Raw genomic sequence first — 3,566 nt, 5'->3', positions numbered from 1 at the left:
ATATAATGAGGGGAAATTGCGGGAGCATATCGGGGATTTTTTAGAGATAGGGCAGATGTGTTACGAGGAGGAGAAAGGGCTAAAATTTTTGGAAGGGGTTATTCGGTATATTTACAGTAGCACCGAGGTAGGAGTAGAAGAGGTAGTAGAGGCAGTGAAGAAGATTTCCGAGAAAGGGGGTGAAACAACAATGACTACCGCTATGAAATTGATAGAACAAGGAATGCAACAGGGAATGCAACAGGGAATGCAACAAGGAATGCAACAAGGAATGCAACAAGGATTACAACAAGGAATGCAACAAGGATTACAGCAAGGGATACAGCAAGGGATACAGCAAGGTGAATATAGGAAAGCAGTAGAGGATGCTAAAGCTATGTATTCAGAGGGATTTAATATTGATGTGATTGCCAAGATAACCGGACTTTCAAAGGAAGAGATAAATAAGGTGGTAAGGTTAGCGAGACAATAAAAAAACACTAAGGCATTAAGAACACTAAGGAAGATAACCCTGAAATTAGTAATACTTTAGCCATCGGAAGTGGAATCAGGGTAATCGGTAATCAGTAATCGGTAATCGGAGATAAAAAACTACTTCTTTTTCTTCACCGATAACCTGATAACCGATAACTTTCTAAACATAGCAAAGCAAACTTAACAAAGCAATAGGTTGTTCACCACCTTATTTTCCTTCCTTTGCGTCCTTTGCGAAATCTTCCTTTGCGCTCTTTGCGGTTAAATCTTTATACCTTTAAAAAACTTGAACATCAAGTAATAGTAAGCGGGTGGATTTAGTAAGCGGATTTAACGGATTTAGCGGAAAAAGAAATAAAAAAAAATCCGCTCAATCCGTTCAATCCGCTTACAATAAAAAATGTAATCTGTTTAATCAATTATCCTTTTATTTCTAATTGCACAGGTTGAAATTTTTTGGTTATTTCGTATATTCTTATCACTAAATGATGGCTTTTTTGCCATACTACAAGTTGTCTAAAATCATCTAACTTCTCATTCATTTTCTTTCCCTTTCCTACTTCCCTACTCTCCTACTTTCCTAGAGGGTCAATAGTTACCTAAAATTTTATTGACATAATGATGAGATATTTGGTATAATTAGAACAAAACTTAAAGACAGGAGGTGTAAAAATGCCAGTTATTGCTATTCCAAAACCATTAAGGGAAAAATTAGGTGAAGATGGGATTGATTCTCTAATTGATGTGTTTAACAAATCAGAGGAAAGGGTAAAAGAGGATGTTATTACCTTATCAGCAGAAAAGTTTGAAAGAAGACTCTCTCAGGAGATTAGTGGAGTAAGGTCTGACCTTGCCATCCTTGAGGGAAAGTTTGAAACAAGAATCACTCAAGAAACCTCAAAGATTGACAAAAGAATAACAGAAGAAGTTTCTATGCTTGAAGTCAAACTTGACAAAAGAATAACAGAAGAAACAGCTAAACTTGACAAAAGAATAACTGAGGAAACAGCTAAATTTGACAAAAGAATAACTGAGGAAACAGCTAAACTTGACAAAAGAATAACTGAGGAAACAGCTAAACTTGACAAAAAAATAACTGAGGAGATCTCTAATGTTAATGAAAGAATTTCAGAGGTAAGGGTTGAATTAAAGGCTACTTACTCCAGCATAATAAGATGGATGTTTATCTTCTATCTTGGACAGATTGGTGCCATAATGGCTATCTTATTTGCCTTTTTTAAAAGATGATGCACAAAAGGAGCAGTGGGGCAAATGACAATTGAAAAGTGATTCATTTTTGATAATTAAAAATTGGGTGGTGTCTGAAAATAACTCTAATAGTGAAATCTATGCAGATTTGGTGTCCAAAAGGGAATAAGGAGATAAAAGGAAATATGGAGATTATTCATTGTCCTTTGCAAAATTTCAGAATGAATTTATCTCCCTATCTCCATAATCCCCATATCTCCTTTTCGGACACTATTTCAACCTTTATGCTAGATTAAGACACCACCAAATTTCCTACACTGGCAGAGAATCAAGAAGAATAGAAGATAAAAGTCAGAAGAAAAAAAACTCTTCAGCCTAATTACGGATACGGATTATGAATTTTCAGTGTTTCATCCGTGTCCATCTGTGGCTGAATAGTTACCTTTTTTCTTAAGGAGGTGAGAAAGGATGAAAGTAGTTCGCTGGTTTGTAGCCGGATTAGCCTTTGGGATTATTTCTCAAATCGTAGGCGGGGTAATCTATGGTTGCATATTTGCCCACTGGTATGATTGCTGTTCACAACTTTTTAGACCAATGGATTCTCCACTTTTTACCATTGGATTACCAGTGATGAATCTGGTTCAAGGGTTGTTACTTGCGGCTATTTACCCTGTATTTTACAAAGGGATTCCAACCCAAAAACCAATTTCCAAAGGTGTTATCTTTGGGCTATTACTCTGGATAGCAACTGCATTACCAGGTATGCTAACCGACTTCTGTGTGACTAAGATGCGATTTCCTTTACCGTGTTTGATTTATACACTGATAACAATGGTTGTTGGTTGTTTAGTGATTGGCGCTATCTGGGGTAAAAGTTTAGAAACAGAAAAGAAGGAAGAATAGTAACCGTTCACCGCAGAGACACAGAGACGCAGAGAAAAAAATTAAAATCTATTCACCAGAGATAGAAATTTTCTTTTTTTTGTGCATTTCGGGTCTTTCGTTGTTTATTAATCTTTTAATACACTTTTGACTAACTGTTTTTGAGCCTTTTTAAACACCGAAAAACGCGAAAAAAAATATTTTCCTCTCTGTTTCTCTGCGTCTCTGCGGTAAAGGATTACCTGAACGGTTACGAAGAATAGGGAGTATTGGAGGGGTGGAGTGGTGATTTTAAATCTATTACTCCATCCCTCCAGCCCTCTATTTTCTTTTGGTAACATTTTAGCCATCTGAAGTGAAATTCAGGTAATCAGTTATCGGTCATCAGGTTATCGGTAAAGGGAAAAGATCAAGTAGTTATTACCGATTACCTGATTACCGATTACCTTGCACTTCATTTGGGTAAATAGTTACTTCTTTTGTTCCCTTGTTCAACTACAACTAAATAAGATGAAAAAAATAATTATTGGCACCAGAGGTAGTTCATTAGCATTAACCCAGACAAAGGAAATAGTAACACAACTTAAAAAATTATGCCCACAAATCCAAACAGGTATTAAAATTATCAAGACAAAAGGCGATAAAATAACGGATGTGCCATTGTCTAAAGTTGGGGGGAAGGGATTATTTATTAAGGAATTAGAAGAGGCTTTATTAAGAGGGGCAATTGACCTGGCAGTGCATTCGATGAAGGATGTGCCTGTTGATTTGCCTTCAGGCTTAATGATTGGGGCAATTACTAAACGGCTTGACCCAAGAGATGTTTTAATCTCTAATGATAATAAACGATTAGAAGAGCTTCCAGCCGGAGCAATAATTGGCACAAGTAGTCCAAGAAGAAAGGCACAACTTATTTATTATCGTCAGGATTTAAAGATTGTCGATTTACGAGGTAATTTAGATACAAGAATAAAAAAATTAAACTCTGTAGATGCAATAGT

At 36.1% G+C, this 3,566-nt stretch carries 5 protein-coding genes; 4 read left to right on the top strand and 1 reads right to left on the bottom strand.

Features of this window, described 5'->3' with window-relative positions; translation table 11 throughout:
- Positions 1-472: hypothetical protein (locus tag AB1414_17615; protein MEW6609234.1), on the top strand; the 472-nt coding region annotated here is incomplete at its 5' end.
- A 421-nt stretch (positions 473-893) separates the two neighbouring features.
- Here AB1414_17615 and AB1414_17610 read toward each other — a convergent pair.
- Positions 894-1,016: a four helix bundle protein gene (locus tag AB1414_17610; protein ID MEW6609233.1), complete on the bottom strand. Its 123-nt coding sequence runs from the start codon at positions 1,014-1,016 to the stop codon at positions 894-896.
- A gap of 130 nt (positions 1,017-1,146) precedes the next feature.
- Between AB1414_17610 and AB1414_17605 the strand changes: the two genes are divergently transcribed.
- The 3 genes from AB1414_17605 to hemC form a co-directional block, all read left to right on the top strand.
- A complete protein-coding gene (locus tag AB1414_17605) occupies positions 1,147-1,722 on the top strand; it encodes a DUF1640 domain-containing protein (protein ID MEW6609232.1) in 576 nt (191 codons plus the stop codon).
- 429 nt (positions 1,723-2,151) lie between these two features.
- Positions 2,152-2,586, top strand: a complete 435-nt coding sequence (locus AB1414_17600; protein ID MEW6609231.1) for a hypothetical protein — start codon at positions 2,152-2,154, stop codon at positions 2,584-2,586.
- Positions 2,587-3,075: 489 nt separating this feature from the next.
- A partial coding sequence (gene hemC / locus AB1414_17595) for a hydroxymethylbilane synthase (GenBank protein MEW6609230.1) occupies positions 3,076-3,566 on the top strand: 491 nt, incomplete at its 3' end.

The sequence above is a fragment of the bacterium genome, from assembly GCA_040755795.1.
Taxonomy (GTDB): domain Bacteria; phylum UBA9089; class CG2-30-40-21; order CG2-30-40-21; family SBAY01; genus JBFLXS01.
The sequence above is the reverse complement of the archived record's forward strand: the minus strand, read 5'-3'. Positions and strand labels throughout refer to the sequence as shown.